This window comes from Pedobacter mendelii (assembly GCF_014635725.1).
Lineage (GTDB): Bacteria > Bacteroidota > Bacteroidia > Sphingobacteriales > Sphingobacteriaceae > Pedobacter > Pedobacter mendelii.
The window spans coordinates 71,879-91,257 of sequence record NZ_BMDJ01000009.1; the positions used below are offsets into that span (position 1 = coordinate 71,879).

The following is a 19,379-nucleotide window of genomic DNA, read 5'->3' on the forward strand; positions in this document are numbered from 1 at the left end:
CTAATTATGGAACGAGATGAAATTACGATAATATCAGATGATGGAAATAGTGTTATTATAAATAGAAATTTAAGTAGGTACTCTCGAATAGATGAACATTTATTAGATAGTTTAAGTAATAATTATTTATGGTTCTCCAATCCTCTAGATTTTAATGATCCATATGATTGTAATTTAGGTTTACAAAGCGATTGTTCATTTATTGATTTATTCAGGTATCTAATTTCTGAAAATATATCAAATAATTGGAATAAAAGTATTGCTTTTATAGCCAATAGATCACAAGAACTTTTCGAAAATCCACTAAAGAGATTAGCGTTATTAAAGGAAACGGATAAAAATACAGTATCAAAAATTGGAATATGTTGCTTTTCTGAACGTGCTGACTCATTATTAATGTGGTCTCATTACGGATCTAAACATACTGGAATTTGTCTATCTTTTGATATAACAAAAGATCCCGATTTATTTTCAAGACTCTTGTATAAAGTAGAGTATCCAAATAGATACCCAATTTATAATTGGCCGAATGATAAAGGTAAATTTCAATTATTCAGATTGTTGGTAGCAACAAAGTCTAAAGAATGGGAATATGAATCGGAAATCAGACTAGTAAGGGAAAATTTAGTATTTCCTTGGAGAGGAAAGGTAAATTTTAAAAGAAAGGCGCTCGTTTCAATAAAATTTGGGTATAATAGTTCTGAACCTGACCGACATAAAGTTCAACAACTTGTTAGAAAAATTGATGGCTATGACAATGTTAAATTTTATGTTGCCAAGTTAAAGGAGAAGGAATTTGGAGTTGAGTATGAAGAGATTTGAAAATTAATTAATCCATGTTTATTAGTTTCAAATGAGCAAACTATTTTGCATAAAAACCTGACACAACTTTAACGAATTTTTTTTTGCTTACAGGAAGTTGATGTTATATTTGTTGGAATGAAATCAGATTTTAAATATGTTTTAATATGTTTTTTTGTAGCAATGCTGCTGCTTAAAATAACTGGCATAGTATCTGCTTTTATTGTCTCTATTAAAAATACGGAATACAATATCGCTAATCAGGATAGCGGAGAGAAAGAGGAGAAGAAAATTGAACCCGAATATTTCGATAACCAATCGTTTTCTGTTCAGCATATCAAAATACCTGTTGTATTAAAAGATAAAGAGGCTTTTCAAACCAATAATGATCTATTATCTTATTTCCCAGAGGTTTTAACACCTCCACCATCTCGCATTTCCTAGCAATCTACTCAAAAAGATTTCTATATCGGAGAATTATCCCGATAGGTATTTCTATTCACATTTCAATAATTTATATAAACTTATGAAACGAGCAATTTCATTATCTTTTGCTGTATTTTTAATATCAGCATCTTTAAAAATTAGTGCACAAGAAATTGGGCAAACCAATATTCAACCATTAAATAATTCTGTTTCTATTGTTTCTCAACTGCAGCCGGTTAGCTTCAATTATGATTCAAAATGGGCAGAGAAATTAAAGTTATCAGGTAAATCTCAAATTGGATTTGTAGCTAGCGATGTTCAGAAAATTCTACCCTTTTTAGTTAAAAAGCAAGCTAAAGATTATCTTTCAGGTAAAAATGCTTTTAAAACAGCAACGGTTTCTACGGTAGATTATGAAAGCTTAATACCGCTTTTAGTTGGTAGTATTAAAGAGCAGCAACAACAAATTGAGCAATTACGAGCCGAGGTTGATTCCTTAAAATCAAAAAATACAAAGTAGATTTTTAATTTTAATATGTGGTTTGGCCTGGGGTTTTATTACCTCGGCTTTTTTTATTTCTAAATGTGTAAAAATTTTAAAATATTAGCTTGGTTGCAGCTTAAATGGCTTATGTTTATAATTCATTCAATATTATGAGAAATAAATTAACTGTCTTAATTTTACTTTTTTGGGTTGCCTTTAATGTTAATGCTCAGCAAACAAATTTAGCTGAATTACCAAAACCACAACGCGAATTTAGGGCAGCCTGGATTGCAACGGTGGCAAACATTAACTGGCCAAGCAAGCCCGGTTTATCTACTCAACAACAACAAGATGAAGCAATTGCTTTATTAGATATGTTAAAGAAAAATAATTTTAATGCAGTAATTTTTCAGGTTCGTCCGCAGGCTGACGCTTTGTATAAAAGTAACTTAGAACCATGGTCGTATTTTTTAACTGGAGTTCAAGGTGAGGCCCCAAAGCCATATTACGATCCGTTAGAATTCTGGATTGAAGCAGCACATGACCGAGGCTTAGAACTGCATGTTTGGTTAAATCCTTACCGGGCACATCATATTTCTGGCGGTCAACCTTCTGAATCTTCAGTCGTTAAAAAACATCCAGAGTTGGTTTATAAATTAAAACAAGGCTATTGGTGGCTAGATCCATCAAAAAAGGGAACTCAAGATTTATCCGCTGAAGTGGTTAAAGACATTGTAAAAAGATATGATATCGATGGAGTTCATTTCGATGATTATTTTTATCCATATGCCGAATATAACGGCGGGGAAGATTTTCCTGATGCGGAAAGCTATGCCGAGTACCAGAAAAATGGAGGTCAACTTGCTCGTGGCGATTGGCGACGGGAACAAGTAAATGTTTTTATTCAGAGGGTTTACAAGATTATAAAAGAGGAAAAGAAATATGTCAAATTTGGTATCAGTCCGTTTGGTATATGGAGACCAGGCTTTCCCGAATCTATTAAAGGCTTTGATCAATATGATAAGCTTTATGCCGATGCGAAACTATGGTTAAACGAAGGTTGGATAGATTATTTTATGCCTCAATTGTACTGGCAGATTAATAATATACCACAAAGTTTCCCTGTTTTATTAGGTTGGTGGCAATCTGAAAATACTAAACAGCGGCATTTATGGCCGGGTTTGAATAGCGGTATTGGTGGTGGAGAAAAAAATAGCGATGAAATCATAAATCAAATTATGATAAGCCGGGGTATGTTGCCAAAATCTCCAGGTGTTGCTCATTGGAGCATTGCTGCTTTAACCAAAAATGAAATGCTTCGTAATGATTTACTCAAGGGTCCTTATAAAACGGAAGCTTTGGTTCCTGCATCGCCTTGGTTGGATGATGAAAAACCACTAAAACCTAAAGTAACTCTAGCAGATAGAAATACAGATGTTTACATCGATTGGAAACCAGCCGATAAGCATGATGATTTCAAATACATCGTTTATACTAATTATGGCGGTAAGTGGTCTTACACCATTCTAAATTATAAAAGTAGGTTTTTGTTAGTGCCTAAAGTTAGCTATGCTGATGCAGCAAAATTGATTCAACAACGTTTGCAAAGCATTTCGGTAACGGCTATAGATAGAACTGGTAATGAAAGTGCTGTAGAAATTATAAATATTGATGATAGAAGTTCTACCAATTAAAATCGTTTAGGGCTTTTTTGTAATTTTCTTCATCAAAACGATATAAATTTGGTGCTTTGTGTGCGCCACCTTTTCTTGGTTCATCAAGTTTTACCAAAATATTATAGCGCATTATTTTACGGTAAAAGTTGCCTCTATTTAATTTCTGACCTAAAATTGTTTCGTACAAACTTTGCAGTTCCGGCATTGTAAAAGTTTCTGGAAGCAAATTGTAACCAATTGGTTTATAGCTTAATTGCTCTCTTAAGGTTGCAAGTGCTTTATTTAGTATTTCTTGATGGTCCATCACCATCGTTGGTAAATTATCAATCGGCATCCATTCACATTTATCAGAATACGAATCGGTAACAGGCGTTACCTGTGTATGATCTACAAGCGCATAATAACCCACAGTTACAAAACGTTGCTTGTGCCATAAATCATCAGGATAATTTTTAAAAAAATCCTCAGAACGATTTAGCGTACCAAAAACGCCAAAAACATTTAAGAAAATTTTATCTGCTCCACTACGTTCAAATAAAACTCTTTTTGCAGCATCATTTATTGCTTCATTCTTGTTTACGTAACCACCGGGTAACATCCAGTTATCTGCGCTTTTAAGTTTTAGCATTAAAACATTTAAGCTGTTGGCATGAAAACCAAAAACCACACAATCTATCGAAATATGTGGTAATGATTTTTTCCAAAATTCTGCACTTGCATCTAATATATCAGGAACGATCATTTACAAAAGGTAAAGTTTAAAGACTTCTAAATTAATGATTTGTTTTTTTAAACTAAAGTTAATACATTGCTTCTTTATGAAGCAATGAAATTTAGCCAGATATTTCTAATCAATTATCTTGTTAAAAAGCTTTTATGCTTCGACAATTAAAAATCTCCCATTATGGCTGAGACTTTACTAAATTCTAACCAAATGCAAAAAATTACATCAACATTAATCATTAGCCTCCTAGGCGGTTTAAGCCTTAGTGCACAGCAATTCACTACGGTAAAAAATAACAACGGTGCAACGCTTGGCTATTCATCAGCCTCTGGCGTAAAAATTTTAACAGTTGGCGGTTTAAAATTTAAAGATTTAAACAAAAACGGCAAGCTTGATAAATATGAGGATTGGCGTTTAACGCCTGATGAAAGAGCTAAAGATTTAGCTTCGAAAATGACAGTTGAGCAAATTGCAGGATTAATGCTTTATAGCAGACATCAGGCTTTGCCTGCAGGTCTTTTTGGTTACAATATGGGCACATATGATGGAAAGGTTTTTCCTGAAAGTAAGGCAAAAGCATCTGATTTAAGCGATCAGCAAAAAGACTTTTTTAAAGATGATAACCTTCGACATGTTTTATTAACAAGTGTACAAACGCCAGAAATTGCAGCCATTTGGAATAACAATGCGCAAGCTTTTGTAGAAGGTATTGGCTTAGGCATTCCGGCAAATAACAGTACCGACCCACGTCATACGGCCATTGCAACCAGCGAATTTAATGCAGGTGCAGGTGGTAAAATTTCGATGTGGCCAGATGGTTTAGGAATGGCCGCAACATTCGACCCGAAAATTGTTGAGCAGTTTGGGCAAATTGCTGCAAAAGAATATAGAGCATTAGGTATTTCAACGGCTTTATCGCCTCAAATAGATTTAGGTAGCGAGCCGCGTTGGTATCGTATTTCGATGACATTTGGCGAAAGCCCGCTGTTAACCACGGATATGGCCAGAGCTTACATTGATGGTTTTCAAACATCATACGGGAAAGATGAAATTAAAGATGGTTGGGGTTATAAAAGTGTAAATGCAATGGTAAAACATTGGCCAAGTGGCGGCGCAGAAGAAGGTGGGAGAGATGGGCATTGGGCTTTTGGGAAATTTACTGTTTATCCTGGCAATAATTTACAACAGCACATCGACCCGTTTGTGAATGGTGCTTTCAAATTGAAGGGCAAAACTAGCAAAGCCTCAGCGGTAATGCCTTATTATACCATTACGTTCGACCAAGATAAAAAGTATAAGGAAAATGTGGCCAATGGCTATAGTAAATACATTATTACCGATTTACTTCGCGATAAATATGGTTACGATGGTGTGGTTTGTACCGATTGGTCTGTTACTGGAGATGAAGGTAAAACACCAAACCTGTTTGCAGGTAAGCCGTGGGGAGCCGAGGCTTTAACTATTGCCGAGAGACACTACAAAGTTTTAATGGCAGGAGTGGATCAATTTGGTGGAAATAATGATAAAAAACCTGTTTTGGAAGCCTACCAGATGGGCGTAAAAGAATATGGAGAAAAGTTCATGCGTGATCGTTTCGAGCGTTCGGCCGTTCGTTTACTTAAAAATATTTTCCGTGTTGGTCTTTTCGAAAATCCTTACTTAGATGTTGAAGAAACCAAAGCTGTTGTTGGTAATGCCGAGTTTATGAAAGCGGGGTATGATGCACAGTTAAAATCGATAGTGTTATTAAAAAACAAAGCAAATGTTCTTCCGCTGAAAGAAAAGCAAACCGTTTATATACCCAAAATATATTCTGCACCTACAAAGGATTGGTGGGGTTTTTATACCGCTGCAAAGTTAGATTATCCGGTAAATATCGATTTGGTTAAAAAATATTATAACGTTACGGATGCCCCAGAAAAGGCAGATTTTGCAATCGTTTTTGTTTCAAGTCCGCAGAGTGCAGAAGGTGGTTACGATATCAACGACAGAACAGCGGGAAGTAATGGTTATGTGCCAATTTCTTTGCAGTATGGAACTTATACAGCTGAATATGCCAGAGCGAAAAGTATTGCAGCTGGCGACCCGGTAATCGACCCAACGATAAAAGATAGAGGATATAAAGGCAAAACGGTTACGGTATCAAACACAATGGATTTGAGAACCATTTTAGATACTAAAGAAATGATGAATGGCAAACCAGTAATTGTTTCAGTTACGGCATCAAAACCAATGGTTTTTAATGAATTTGAGAAAAACGTTAACGGTATAGTTTTAAATTTTGGTGTTTCTACTCAGGCAGTTTTAGATGTAATTTCGGGCAGAACAGAACCATCTGGCTTGCTGCCATTGCAAATGCCGGCGAACATGAAAACTGTAGAAGAGCAGAAAGAAGATGTTCCTTTTGATTTAATTACACATAAAGATACTGAGGGTAACAGCTACGATTTTGGCTATGGCTTAAGCTGGAAAGGCATTATTAAAGATGCACGAACAGAGAAGTATAAAAAATAGTCGCTGCAAGTTTTATTTAGCAACAATTATTATTCACTAAAATAAATAAAGCAGGCATTGTTTTTATCAAGTAAAAAGGATGCCTGCTTTTAATTTGAAGGATATGAGCAATTTCAAAACTGCTTTTATTTCAGGCTTTTTTGATTTTAAAGATAAACAACTCAACTGAACCTAATCCTTTGCTGAAATTAATGGGATGATTGTTAATTGACCCTACTTAACAAATAGTTTTTAAAGCCTTCAAAATCTACACCTAACTTGTCAGCATGGTGTGATTTGCTTTCTAAAGCTTTTACTTGTTCTGGAATTTCAATTTTAGCAGCAATATCTGATGGAAAAATATCTGGAAACTTACAAGCATGTGCTGTTGATAAAAATACTGCAGCGCTTTTATCTTCAGGTTTTTCTTTTCTATATTTTTCTATTGCCAAATATGCAATTGCAGTATGCGGACAAGCAACATAATCAAATTTAACATCAATATCTATAATGCCAGCGAGTGTTTCTTCATCATTAAAACGATAAGAAGTAACTACTTTTTTTAAAGCTTCTACATCCTGATTAAACAAATCCATTATGCGAATCCAGTTGCTTGGCGCACCCACATCCATTGCATTGGAGTAAGTTTGGGTTGATGGTTTCGTTTCATAAATGCCACTTTCAAGAAAACGTGGAACGGTATCGTTGATGTTTGTTGCAGCGATAAATTTTTTAACTGGTAAGCCTAATTTATAAGCCAATAAACCCGCACCAATGTTTCCGAAATTTCCACTTGGAACAGAAAAAATCACTTCATCAAACCCCTGTTTTTTCAACTGGGCAAAGGTGTTAAAGTAATAAAATGTTTGAGGAATTAACCTCGAAATATTAATGGAATTAGCAGAAGTTAACCTAAATTTTGCGTTTAATTCTTCATCTGCAAAAGCTTGTTTAACCAAAGCCTGGCAATCATCAAAAGTACCTTTAACTTCAATAGCCCTAATGTTTTGTCCGTTGGTGGTTAACTGTAATTCCTGTATCGGACTAACCTTTCCTTCTGGATATAGAATGGTAACCCTTGTATTCGGAACACCTAGAAAACCTAGTGCAACCGCACCGCCAGTATCACCAGAGGTGGCTACTAAAACATCAAGTAGTTGTTCGCCATCTTTTAAGAAATAAGCCATCACACGGCTCATGAAGCGAGCGCCAAAATCTTTAAAAGCTAATGATGGTCCGTGGAAGAGTTCCAGCACGTAGGTATCCTCATCAAGCTTTAAAGCAGGTGCTTCAAAGTTTATGGCATCTTCAATTAAAGCTTTTAAATCTTCATCCGGAATTTCATCCCTTAATAATGCAGAGGCTACTTTATAAGCAATTTCAGGTAAAGAATACTGCTCAATGTTCTTGATGAAATCAGGGTCCAATTGTGGAATTTCTACAGGCATGTATAAACCTTTATCTTGCGGCATGCTGTTAAAAACAGCTTCTTTAAAGGAAATACGTAAGTTTTTATTATTGGTTGAATATAGTTTCATTGGTGGTTTAAGGTTTAGGGTTTAAGGTTTAGGGTTTGGGCGCTTTAACCTTTACGCCTTTAACCTTAAACCTCCTGCCTTTCTTACATTACTCTCGGTCCTTCAGCGTTAACCGAAGAAACAAAAGCTTTGCTGTTAATATTTAGTTTATGTAAATGTTGTTGTTGTGCTTTAGTAATTTTTTTAGCTGTTTCTTCATCTTTGGTTAAGGCAAAAACAGATGGGCCAGAGCCAGAAATTCCGAAACCAATAGCACCGTTTTCCGTGGCCAGGTTCCTCATTTCTTCAAAACCCGGAATTAAAATGGAGCGGGTTGGTTCTACCAGAACATCTTTCATACTTCTGCCGATTAAATCGAAATCATTCATGAATAAACCACTCACCAAGCCGGCAACATTTCCCCATTGGGTTACAGCGTCCTTTAAAAAAACCTTGCTACGAATCATCTGTCGGGCATCTTTTGTTGGTACATCAACCTGTGGATACACAATCGCAGCGAACATACCTGCAGGAGTTGGAAGAGAAATCACATCTAGCGGCTCGTAACTTCTAACCAAAACAAAGCCACCCATAATGGCAGGAGCAACATTGTCGGCATGCCCATAACCGCAAGCCAGTTCTTCACCTTTCATGGCGAATGGAACCAATTCTTTTGCGGTTAATAAATCGCCCATCAATTTGTTTATGGCAAATAAGCCCGCAACAGTACTGGCAGAACTCGAGCCTAATCCGCTACCGATTGGCATTTTTTTATGCAGTTCAATCTCAACACCAACATCTAACCGATTAATGTGTTGCAAATAATGCTGAACACTTGCGCTAACCGTATTCTTTGCAGCATCTAATGGTAACTTACCATCATCACCAGTAATTCTTTTTATGATTACACCAGGCGTATCGGTTAAGCGCATCTCAACCTCATCTCCAGGTTCGTTTACAGCGAAACCAAGTACATCGAAACCGCAAACTACGTTAGCAACGGTCGCAGGGGCGAAAACTCTAACCCCCCGGCCCACTAATGGGGAACTTGCCTTTCCATCGGTTATATCTAATGTTTCGGTGGAGCTTAAATTGTTATTCGACATTATCTATTTATTTTTTTGTTGCCAGGGGTTGAAACCTTAGGCTATCCTATTAATTATTTAATTGGGTTATTGCTTAGTCTTTCTACTTTTAGCTTAAAGAACCCACATTAATAATATCTGCAAAAACCCCAGCGGCTGTAACCTCTGCACCAGCACCCGGACCTTTTACTACTAACGGACGAGCATGATACCTATCCGTTGTAAATGAGATGATGTTATCACTTCCCGAAAGCATATAGAACGGATGACTATCATCAACCATTTGCAAGCTGATTTCTACATTCCCATTTTCCAGTTTACCAATATAGCGGAGAACTTTTTTATCATTAGCCGCTCTGGTTTTTAAATCTTCAAAATACGCAGCGTTTTTCTGTAATTCTGAGTAGAAATCTTCAACAGAAGTTGCATTTAAACAAGCCTCAGGTAAAATATTATCAATTTTTACATCAATTGCCTCTAAAGGGTAACCTGCATCACGAGCAAGAATTAGCATTTTACGCATAAAATCTTTTCCATTCAAATCATCACGTGGGTCTGGTTCTGTGTAACCCAATTCCTGTGCTTCTTTTACGGTTTCGTAAAAACCAGCATCGCCTTTAAAATTATTGAAGATGTAAGAAATTGTTCCAGATAAAATCGCCTCGATGCAAGCAACCTTATCGCCACTCATCATCAACTCTCTTAATGTACGGATGATAGGCAAACCGGCACCAACATTGGTTTCGTAATAAAAATCGACACCGAACTTACGGGCAGTATCTTTGAAAGATTTGTATTGAGCGAAATCTGCAGAGTTCCCTTTTTTATTACAGGTAACTACCGAAATACTACTCTCAAAAATTCCCTGATAAAATTCGATAGGTGTTTCTGCTGCGGTATTATCTACAAAAACACAGTTTGGTAGGTTTAGCGCTTTCATACGTTCCACAAAACCAGCTAAATCAGCCTGTTCGCCGTTGGTATTTAAATTGCTTTCCCAATCTTCAAGCGATAAACCCTCGGCACTAAAAATCATTTTTCTGGTGTTGCTGATGCCCGCAACTTTAACTTGTAAATCGTTATTGGCAGATAGGAAAGGCATTTGTTCTCTGAGTTGTTTAAACAAGGTTTTGCCGATATTTCCGGTGCCTAAACAGAAAATATTTAGTGTACGTTTCAAATCGGTAAAGAATGCATCGTGAACGGCATTTACTGCTTTCGATAAATCTGCTGCGCTAATAATTACCGAAATGTTATACTCCGATGAACCTTGAGCAATCGCTCTAACATTAATGCCGTTTCTACCCAAAGCGTTGAACAATCTTCCGCTCATGCCCGGGGTACGTTTCATGTTCTCGCCAACAATGGCTAGAACGGCTAAGTTATTTTCAACTTCCGGTAAAGCCAGTTTATTGGCATCTAGTTCCAGTTCAAATTCCTTCTTTATTAAGGCAATTGCCTGTCCGGCATCGGTTGGTTTTACTGCGAAAGTGATGCTGTGCTCTGATGAAGATTGCGTAATCAACACCACGTTAATCTGTTCGCGAGAAAGTAAAGAGAATAATCTACCGCTGAAACCAGCCTTACCCACCATGCCACTTCCGGTTAAGTTAATGATGCTGATATGGTCGATAGAAGAAATGCCTTTTATTGGTAATCTCGATGCTTTTACATCACTTTTTATATAAGTTCCGGCAAAATCAGGCTCAAAAGTATTTTTAATAACAATTGGAATTTTCTTCATAAAAGCCGGAATCATCGTTGGAGGATAAATCACTTTCGCCCCGAAATAACTTAATTCCATTGCCTCGGTATAACTCAATTCAGGCAACGAGAAAGCCTTTTTTACGATGCGTGGGTCAGCAGTCATCATGCCGTTTACATCCGTCCAAATTTCGATTTCTTCTGCATTTAAAGCTGATCCCCAAACTGCGGCGGTATAATCAGAACCACCGCGACCTAATGTTGTCACTCTACCTGCCGCATTGCTGGCGATGAAACCCGTAACAAACAAAACTTTACCTTTATTTGCCTGGTAGAAATCATTAATCAAGATTTCAGTAAGTTCGGTATCAACCCTTGCCTGTCCGAAATTGCTATCGGTTTTAATGAGTTCTGAACCATTAACATAAAGTGCTTCCTCAAATTGTTGCGATGCGATGTGTGCAATCATGAAAGATGAGCAGCGTTCGCCATAACTTAAAATCTGGTCTTTGGTTTGCAAACTCAATTCTCGAAGATTGGTTACGGCTTGCAATAAATCTTCCAGTTCGTTAAAGAAGATTTTTAAACGCGTAAACACCGGGTTTTGTGCCGCTGCTGGCAAAAGCGAGCGAATAACTGCGAAATGTTTTGCTTCAATTTCTTTTAAAGAAGTATCGTAATCTTCGCCCCGTTCGGCGCTTTCGGCCATATCGGTTAGCAAATTGGTTACGCCACTCATTGCCGATAATACAACTACCGGATTGCTCTGTAATTTTTCTTTGGCCACTATGCTTAGCAGCGTTTTAATGTTCTCGGCCGAACCTACGGATGTGCCGCCGAATTTTAATACTTTCATTTTTCTGGGTTTTAATGAATCATGCACACTTGCTTGTCAATTATCTTTTTGTGCAGTTTTCAATTGTTTTGGTTTAAAAAAAAAGCGTCCCGACTTGGGTCGGGACGCTTTCTGTGTTTTTTATGTTTTTAATTTACAACAACTTAGCCTCCCAGTTTTTCTCCGGTGGTAATAATAATCGTTGTAATAATTGATGTGTTAAAATTCATGTTGCTTTGTGTACTTTGTACACCGTAAAGTAGAAGATAATTTTTTTAAAATGCAACTATTTTTTGAATTTTCTTTCAGACTTTTTAATAAAACGTTTAATCAGATGAAATAACTGCATTTTTTGAACTCGAAACCAATTTGGGTTTTATTAATTATTTGTCAGTCTGAGCTTGTCGAAGACTTTTTATTTTATAGCTTGAAATTGTCGTTCGTCAACTTGTCCGTATTTTTCGGGAAGCTCAGGATGATATTTCGATTGAGAATAGAACAAAAAATAATTAGAAAAGCAAGGTTCTGTACATTTCGGTTGCAGCAGCCCTGCCATTTACTACAATCTTTTTGATTTCTGCAGTGCCATCCATAAGCGTCGTTGCGAGGAGGAACGACGCGGCAATCTATTTATTAGTGTAGTGCAGTAAAAAGTATTTTCGTGGCTGTCAGGTTTATTGAAATTCAGGTTGAGGTACTATTTGAGTTTGGTGCCGATATGGTGGGTTAGGAAATTTTAAATTCCCCTCTTGAGGGGTGCCCGCAGGGTGGGTTGGTTATTGTTCAAAAAATTTTTAGGTTACATCAAAAATCAAAGTTACTCAAGATTAAAAATTATTTCTCCTTTTGTATAACCACTATTAGAAGTAACTAAGAGAATTACATCATCTCTTGTCGCATATTCATGGCAATACTTTGTTTTTATATAAATGTCTTTTCCATCCACCTTATATAAATTATCATCAATTTTAGATACTGATATTGAATATTTACCTAATCTTAGGTCAAATTCTTGAAGTTCTGTTTTTATATCGTCTGCAATATCATCTGATGAATTTAAAAATATAGATGTTGCTTCAACCTCTTTTCCAGAGTAAAATTCCTCAATATCATATTTGTCCGATTTAGTCTTTGAGTTGAAGAATATGCCAATAAAAAATAGTGAAATAATAATTAGACGACACATAAGCGTTATATAATAAGTTTAGGTAATTAATCATTTAAATCGTTTTCAACATCATCGATATCTGAACTCAAATCATCTGCTTCACTTTCAGCATCTTCGATGCTTTCTGATGACCTGTTTTCATACAAATCTGTATTGAGCTCTGTAAATCTGAAACTCTCGATTGTATATTTTCTAATTTATCGTCGAGAACCTCAAGTTTAGATTCTGAATCTGCTAAATTATCTTTTGCAAAAATTAACTCCTTTTTAAGTTTTTTAACTTGAATCATTTGGGATGTACTAAAACATAATAGTAGTAACATTCCAATATAGGGTAGATAAATTTTTAATAATTTCATGAGTGAGAGATTTAATTTGGTAATTAGCTAAGCTTATAATTTAATCAAATCATTTATAATTTGATTGGGAGAATCTACTGCAGATTTAATTGAAAGGCCATTGGCTAAATAGCCAGTACTCAATAAAGAGTAAGCTTCAATTATATTTCTCTTATTTTGAGAAGATACAGCTTCCCATGCAAATTTGAATACATGATAAACAATTGAAGAAATTGGGTCAACAATTACAGGTTTCATGTCAAGATAAAAATTGCCATTTTTAACCTTTCTCATTCTAATTTCACGAGATTTTGTAAAAATACGTTCTGGATAAATTATTGCTTTTCCATAAGTGTTTAACATTAAATTAATGAATGTTTCATCAAAATTTTTCTCCTCAAAGGCTAAATACCAAATATTAAAATTTTTAATTAACTCCTCCTTTTCTTTTTTAGATGATGAGACTCTTAAAATTCTGGCATAAAATAGTAAAGAAAAAAGTATTAAATCCTTATCATTTGACTTATCTGTTCTGCTAAGTATTTCAAATTCAGATTGCCTTTCTATAATAATTTTTATATTTAGAACAACCTCGGATTTCTGGAAAAAAGCTTTAAGGAAAAACATATTAAAATTGTTATATATGAAAATGAATAGCAATAAAAAACTATTGGTAAATTTAAATTAATCAATTAATTTAGCTTACGGTTTCCCGTAAGCTAAATGAAAATGTAACGCTAACTCCTAATCCCAATATAAATCTCTACTTCCGATTCTGCACCTTGCTGAGATTTTGCGCCATAAACCTCAAAATCTGCAACATAAGTTCTTTTTAAAGTAACGTCATTAGCCCATATTTCCTGCCACGTTTCTACAACGGCATTTGGCATTTCACCTTTTGCAAAATATCTTAAAATCCTTTCGTTGTTAATCTCTCTGCCCACTAAACCATCGGGGATATTATCTAAAGAGCTTACTCGTTGCCCGATAATGGTTGTATATTTTTCGGTGTAATCACTTTCATAATCAGTATAAATGGCATAAACATCTTCGCTTTCTTTATTTGGTATTTTATTAAAGATTTGTTCATTGTAAAACCTGCCCCAAAGTAGGCCTAAATCTGTTGCCGCCTGATTATTTTGATTGGTGGTTACTACCGAAATGCCGATAATTTTAAAATTTTCCATGGTTTAGATTTTAAACGAAGATATTGCTTGTAAAAGGCATTTTGAGTTTATGTTTTCCACAACGCTGTTTTAAATATTTTGGCTAAAGCCAACTGAATCTTTATAATATATCCGTTGGTTGAAACCGGCAATGAATTTGCGAAACTAACATATTGGGCACTATTTCTAAATCAAAAAAGATGGCATTTAATAAATCTGTTCATTCTTCATTGCCATCTGCTTTAGCTGATGAAATTAAATTAGTAGAAAGGGGCTTTAGCCAAAACTCAAATTTTATTGCAGTTTCTTTTGTCTTTAAACCCGATGGGAGCGAGCATCCCCGATTTTTCATCGGAATAAAGCGCACAGCGGGATTAACACTAAAATGAAAAACAGGTTTTGCTTTCCAAATCAATTTCAATTTCATCTTCCATTTTTACCTCCAACATCTTCCATCCTTTTCATACCTTTGTTACAAATATGCAGGGCTTAGTTATTAAATCTACAGGGAGTTGGTACAACGTTTTGGCCGATAATGGCGAACGTTACAATTGCCGTATTGTGGGCAAATTTAGGATTAAAGGGATTAAAACAACAAACCCAATTGCGGTTGGCGACCGTGTGAAATTCGATTTGGAGAAAGATAGTAATCAGGGTTTGATTAACGAAATGCTACCCCGGAAAAACTATATCATCCGTAAGTCGATTAACTTAAGTAAGCAAGCTCAAATTCTGGCTGCTAATCTGGATATGGCCATTTTGGTTGTAACGCTTGCATCGCCTAGAACTTCTTTAGGGTTTATAGATAGGTTTTTGGTTACGGCCGAGGCTTATGATGTGCCTGCAGTTTTGGTGTTTAATAAACTTGATTTATTTAGTAAGGAAGGTTTAGAAATTCTGCAAGATTTTAAGGAAATTTATCAATCCATCGGCTATCCTTGTTATGAGGTTTCGGCCTTAAAAGGTATTAATATTCCAATTATTCAGGAGTTAATTACAAATAAAATTACATTAATTTCAGGTCATTCAGGAGTTGGAAAATCGAGTTTAATTAATGCTTTATTACCTGATAGAGATTTACGAACTGGCGAGGTTTCTGATTGGAGCGATAAAGGCCAGCATACTACCACTTTTGCCGAAATGTTTGAGCTGCCTCAAGGTGGTTTTATTGTAGATACACCAGGAATTAGAGAATTAGGGGTTATTGATATTGAAAAAGAAGAACTCGGTCATTTTTTTAGGGAAATTTTTAAAACTTCGCATAATTGTCGGTTTAATAATTGTCGCCATATAAATGAACCTGGCTGTGCAGTGATTGAAGCCGTAAACGAAGGCGATATTGCCGTTTCGAGATACGAAAGTTACCTGAGTATTTATCATAATAACGATACAAGGCATTAAGCTTAAAGACCAAAGACTAAAGCGAAAATGACGATGTTTATAACAGCACGGTCGACTTGGTTTTTAGTTTCTAATTCTTTGGTCTTTCAGCTTTAGTCTTTTTACTTTGTGGTAATAAAATCTCTCATATAACTACATTCACCAGAGACTGTTGTGTAAAACGGCGTTTTAGCATACTTAAGTTTTAACTCCTTAAAATAAGGATTATGGTAATTTGCCGTTAAAAAATTCTGATATTTCACATCCTTTGTATCATAGTAACTGAAAGAAACCGTATTATAATTCATAATAATTTGCTTTTGCGCACATTTTGCCAGCATAAAAGTACATTTTGCTTTGAAATTTGTATTGGTGGATAAAGCCCTTGCTTTTAAATACCAGGCTTTAGCAGTTTGCGCTTTTTTATAATCAACATCGTAACCAAATTTTGGGGAACTGCTGTTATCGTAAGAAGACCAGTCGTAGCTGATTAAAAACCAACTATTCCCATAATAACCTGTTTGGTAAGCAGCATTTGCCATTTTATAATAGTATAATGATACATTTTTCTTATCGCTTACTATTAATTTTTGCAAACGAAGCATTTCTGCAGCAAATGTTTTTTTAGTAATCGATGTTTTTGCTGAGACATATTTTTTTGGAAAATCATTAATAGTTTCTATGAAAGGGTTGGCATAAAGCTTGGTTTCACCCTCGCTGGCATACCAATTCTCAGGACTAAAATAATTATATTTTGGAGAAACTTTATTGAACATTTGAACGGCTTTGTCATACTGATGCGTACGTAAATAGGTAGTTCCGTAAAGCTCATAGAAATCATCATCTTTCAATTGATTTAGTGCTTTAGAAAGTAAGCCGCTAACATTATCAGCCGGGTTTGCATTTTTTAAACCTGCAAGGTTCTGCATGCTTTTCGGACTCAAATATTTTTGCCAAAATGATGTGGTTTCATAACTTATATTTTTAAATAATGAGTTTTCATTTAATGTTTTATATTTCAAATCTCCTTTAACCATTGCGAGTGCTGCTTTTGCGGTATCACCCATTTTCATGTAAGCCGGCGCTAAAATTTGCTGATAAAAATTTCTAGTGGTTAAAGTAAAACGACTATTTGCACTTCCTGCCCAATTGTAATAATAGTTTTGGTTTTTAAGTTGCTCTTTATTTTCTTCAAAGCGTTTTTCATCCAGCCACTTTAGCGTTGGCAACAAATCGTTTTCGTTAAAAGGATTTCCTTTTTGTATGTTTTTAGATTTGATTAATAAATCTACAATTCGATATTGATCGCGTAATCTTTCCGTTAGCTTTTCGGGATTTAAACGCTTTAGATAACTGGATGCAAGAGCATCTTTATTTTCCATCCACGATAAATAGGCTGCAGTTAAGTTGCCTAATTCGGGTTGAGGATATTTTTTTTCGGTTGCCAGTTTTATAGAAAAATCTCTGATTTGGTTGAGGTGTTTCAGGTTTAGGTTTTGTATGCTATCTCGGTATCGCTTACTGTTTTCACTTCCTGAGAAATAATAACTATAGCTAATTTTAGCAATATCGTTATCTTTAATAAGGTCTTTTTCAAGCTTGTTTACCTCCCGAACTAACAAGGCCCCAGTTAATAAACTTTCTGGATTATATTGATATACCTTTTGCAAACTCTCCATGTCCGATTCTGAATTTCCGAATCCATTTATTGCCCAGATATTTGTTTTTTCACTATTATTTTTGGCGTATTTTAAGGCTCCATTTGCAGGAGAACTTGTATAATAATAATTCTTGTAGGCTTGTACCCTGCGTTCAGGATTACTAGCAAAAACTTTAGAAAAAATGTAAGCTGCTTCTTCAGGGTTACCCAATTTTCGTACAGAACCTGCATACAGCGCCTCGCCCCAACCTTTAACAGCGCTTGTACTTTTTGTAGGTTTTATAAATTTTTCATAAACCATTTTGCAATCTGTATAATTACCCGAATAGTGAAACATTCTTGCTGATTGATAGGCGTAACGCAACTTCAAAAAATCATTTTTTTCAGCTGTTGTTAATGTCAAAGCCTCTTTGGCTTTAACTTCCATAGCTGTAGAGTCTCTTGGTTCTGGGTTCCATTCATTCCAGGTAGAATTTGCCAGTGGTTCACAGCTTTTTGCAAAAGAATAATAATTTAAAGCCGCTTTGTTTTTCGTTAATGCAAGTAAAAAAGAATTTTTGTGCAAACTGTCAGGTAATTCAGTAATCGATTTTCCGCTATATCCAGATAGTTTAATGCTTGTTGCACTATCAACATTATACATTACTTTGTAAACATCAGCTTCCTTTGCATCAAGGAATTTTGCCCATTCCTTGCTATTTATATCTGCTTCATTTTCAACATTGTCTTCGCTATATAGATAAGCCATTTCGGTAAAAGCGAAAGAAGAATATTCATCACCTTGTGTGTTATTATGGAAATAAGAAACGTAATAATCGTACGGATCTACTTCGCCACCACAAGCAATGTTTACAGCAATTTCGCCAAAATAGGCTAAAAAAAATGCGCTAAAAATTATCGATAACTTTCTGAAGGTTGTCATGTTTAAACGTTTTTAAAAGGTCGGTGTCGAGATGATAGAAGACGAGATTTCGATCTTCCGGGTTTAAATATCGGGATAAAAATTTGGATGTTGCAAGCAAATCTTTCAAAGAAATTTCTTCCCATCGTATTACATCACTTTTTCTTAATCCTGCTTGCGGATAATCTGTCTGCAAATCGTATAGAATAGAATTTCCTCTTCTTTTGAAAAGTTTCTTATCATTGAGTTTTTCTTTGCTTAATCGCTTTGAAATGCCTGCATATTTTTCTTTTCTGAACACAACAGCCCAGCTAAAGAGGGGTAAGGCAATATCCATTTTTAGTGGATAAGTTTCTAACTTATTTTTGAGATAAGTTTCCATCTCCTGCATGTCTAAAATAGAATTTTGTTTCCCGTATTTTCGAAGATTACCCATATTGTAACACATCAGCATAACTTTTCGTACAGGCGGAATACCGCTTGAAACCAAGTTTTTAACTTGATGCAGCCTTAATGTAACGGAGATCTCTTTACCTTTTAACAAGGGATTTGTTTTAAGTTGGTTTAAAAAATTAAAGTATTTGTCACGTGTACTTCTGGTCCAGTCGCAATCTATTTGTAGTTCTTTAAAGCTTAGCTTTCCAGCTTGTTTAACCTTTGCAGCTACAAATTTCGAAACGCGATTTGCCAACAGCAAGCTTTGGGACTCAGTTAGATTATTAAAAATATGGTTAACTAAATACACTACCGGGATAATATCAATTTGTTTCGGCAGCACATCATTAAAACTTATCGGCGAAATAGGAACGGGTTCTTGAATATTGGGATTTATATCCACGTCCATAATGCGAACGTATAAAAAATTCGATTTTAGACTTGCCAAAGCTGCTGTTTCTGGTTTTTGATTTTTATAAACTGTTTTCCAGAAATAGAAAGTAGTGTGCACAGTAGATTTCGGTTTACAAGCGGTAAACAGAAGTGCAATAATTACTAAAATACTTATCTTGCGCATATTTATAAGA

Annotated in this window: 16 protein-coding genes; 7 read left to right on the top strand and 9 right to left on the bottom strand. The window is 35.4% G+C overall.

All coding sequences use genetic code 11. The annotated features are described in order from the left end of the window. Positions 1 to 6: 6 nt before the first annotated feature. The 4 genes from IEV50_RS14795 (at position 7) to IEV50_RS14810 (ending at position 3,405) form a co-directional block, all read left to right on the top strand. On the top strand, positions 7 to 822 hold the full coding sequence (locus IEV50_RS14795) for a DUF2971 domain-containing protein (RefSeq protein WP_188415773.1): 816 nt from the start codon (positions 7 to 9) through the stop codon (positions 820 to 822). A gap of 117 nt (positions 823 to 939) precedes the next feature. After that, on the top strand, positions 940 to 1,245 hold the full coding sequence (locus tag IEV50_RS14800; RefSeq protein ID WP_188415775.1) for a hypothetical protein: 306 nt from the start codon (positions 940 to 942) through the stop codon (positions 1,243 to 1,245). 82 nt (positions 1,246 to 1,327) lie between these two features. Then, positions 1,328 to 1,747, top strand: coding sequence for a tail fiber domain-containing protein (locus IEV50_RS14805; RefSeq protein ID WP_188415777.1), 420 nt, complete (start codon positions 1,328 to 1,330; stop codon positions 1,745 to 1,747). 134 nt (positions 1,748 to 1,881) lie between these two features. Next, positions 1,882 to 3,405: a glycoside hydrolase family 10-like protein gene (locus IEV50_RS14810; RefSeq protein WP_188415779.1), complete on the top strand. Its 1,524-nt coding sequence runs from the start codon at positions 1,882 to 1,884 to the stop codon at positions 3,403 to 3,405. On the opposite strand, the gene IEV50_RS14815 is transcribed toward IEV50_RS14810, so the two are convergent. Continuing rightward, positions 3,395 to 4,129 (bottom strand): NUDIX hydrolase, encoded by a 735-nt coding sequence (locus IEV50_RS14815; protein WP_188415780.1) that lies wholly within the window; start codon positions 4,127 to 4,129, stop codon positions 3,395 to 3,397. The two genes, IEV50_RS14810 and IEV50_RS14815, sit on opposite strands and share 11 nt — an antisense overlap. Before the next feature lie 162 nt (positions 4,130 to 4,291). Here IEV50_RS14815 and IEV50_RS14820 point away from each other — a divergent pair, with 162 nt between their 5' ends. Beyond that, positions 4,292 to 6,625, top strand: a complete 2,334-nt coding sequence (locus IEV50_RS14820) for a glycoside hydrolase family 3 protein (protein ID WP_229746750.1) — start codon at positions 4,292 to 4,294, stop codon at positions 6,623 to 6,625. Positions 6,626 to 6,828: 203 nt separating this feature from the next. On the opposite strand, the gene thrC is transcribed toward IEV50_RS14820, so the two are convergent. The 6 genes from thrC to IEV50_RS14850 form a co-directional block, all read right to left on the bottom strand. Further along, the gene (thrC, locus tag IEV50_RS14825) at positions 6,829 to 8,142 is read right to left on the bottom strand and encodes a threonine synthase (protein WP_188415782.1); all 1,314 of its coding nucleotides are present in this window, start codon (positions 8,140 to 8,142) and stop codon (positions 6,829 to 6,831) included. 83 nt (positions 8,143 to 8,225) lie between these two features. Then, positions 8,226 to 9,227, bottom strand: coding sequence for a homoserine kinase (locus tag IEV50_RS14830; RefSeq protein ID WP_229746751.1), 1,002 nt, complete (start codon positions 9,225 to 9,227; stop codon positions 8,226 to 8,228). 88 nt (positions 9,228 to 9,315) lie between these two features. Continuing rightward, complete coding sequence (gene thrA / locus IEV50_RS14835; protein WP_188415784.1) at positions 9,316 to 11,766, bottom strand: bifunctional aspartate kinase/homoserine dehydrogenase I; 2,451 nt, start codon at positions 11,764 to 11,766, stop codon at positions 9,316 to 9,318. A gap of 796 nt (positions 11,767 to 12,562) precedes the next feature. Next, positions 12,563 to 12,931, bottom strand: a complete 369-nt coding sequence (locus IEV50_RS14840) for a hypothetical protein (RefSeq protein WP_188415786.1) — start codon at positions 12,929 to 12,931, stop codon at positions 12,563 to 12,565. A gap of 373 nt (positions 12,932 to 13,304) precedes the next feature. After that, positions 13,305 to 13,877 (bottom strand): hypothetical protein, encoded by a 573-nt coding sequence (locus tag IEV50_RS14845; protein ID WP_188415788.1) that lies wholly within the window; start codon positions 13,875 to 13,877, stop codon positions 13,305 to 13,307. Between the two features lie 110 nt (positions 13,878 to 13,987). Beyond that, positions 13,988 to 14,437 (bottom strand): GyrI-like domain-containing protein, encoded by a 450-nt coding sequence (locus tag IEV50_RS14850; RefSeq protein WP_188415790.1) that lies wholly within the window; start codon positions 14,435 to 14,437, stop codon positions 13,988 to 13,990. A 179-nt stretch (positions 14,438 to 14,616) separates the two neighbouring features. On the opposite strand from IEV50_RS14850, the gene IEV50_RS14855 reads away from it, so the two are divergent. Then, positions 14,617 to 14,805 carry a hypothetical protein gene (locus IEV50_RS14855; protein ID WP_188415792.1) on the top strand — a complete coding sequence of 63 codons (189 nt, stop codon included), beginning with the start codon at positions 14,617 to 14,619 and terminating at the stop codon, positions 14,803 to 14,805. A 91-nt stretch (positions 14,806 to 14,896) separates the two neighbouring features. Continuing rightward, on the top strand, positions 14,897 to 15,817 hold the full coding sequence (gene rsgA / locus IEV50_RS14860; protein WP_188415794.1) for a ribosome small subunit-dependent GTPase A: 921 nt from the start codon (positions 14,897 to 14,899) through the stop codon (positions 15,815 to 15,817). A 101-nt stretch (positions 15,818 to 15,918) separates the two neighbouring features. Here the strand turns inward: rsgA and IEV50_RS14865 are convergent, their stop codons facing one another. Both IEV50_RS14865 and IEV50_RS14870 read right to left on the bottom strand, forming a co-directional pair. Then, entirely contained in the window at positions 15,919 to 18,378 is a 2,460-nt protein-coding gene (locus IEV50_RS14865; protein WP_188415796.1) for a hypothetical protein, read from the bottom strand. Beyond that, positions 18,344 to 19,369 carry a hypothetical protein gene (locus IEV50_RS14870; RefSeq protein WP_188415798.1) on the bottom strand — a complete coding sequence of 342 codons (1,026 nt, stop codon included), beginning with the start codon at positions 19,367 to 19,369 and terminating at the stop codon, positions 18,344 to 18,346. The genes IEV50_RS14865 and IEV50_RS14870 overlap by 35 nt, the downstream gene beginning before the upstream one ends. Positions 19,370 to 19,379 lie beyond the last annotated feature (10 nt).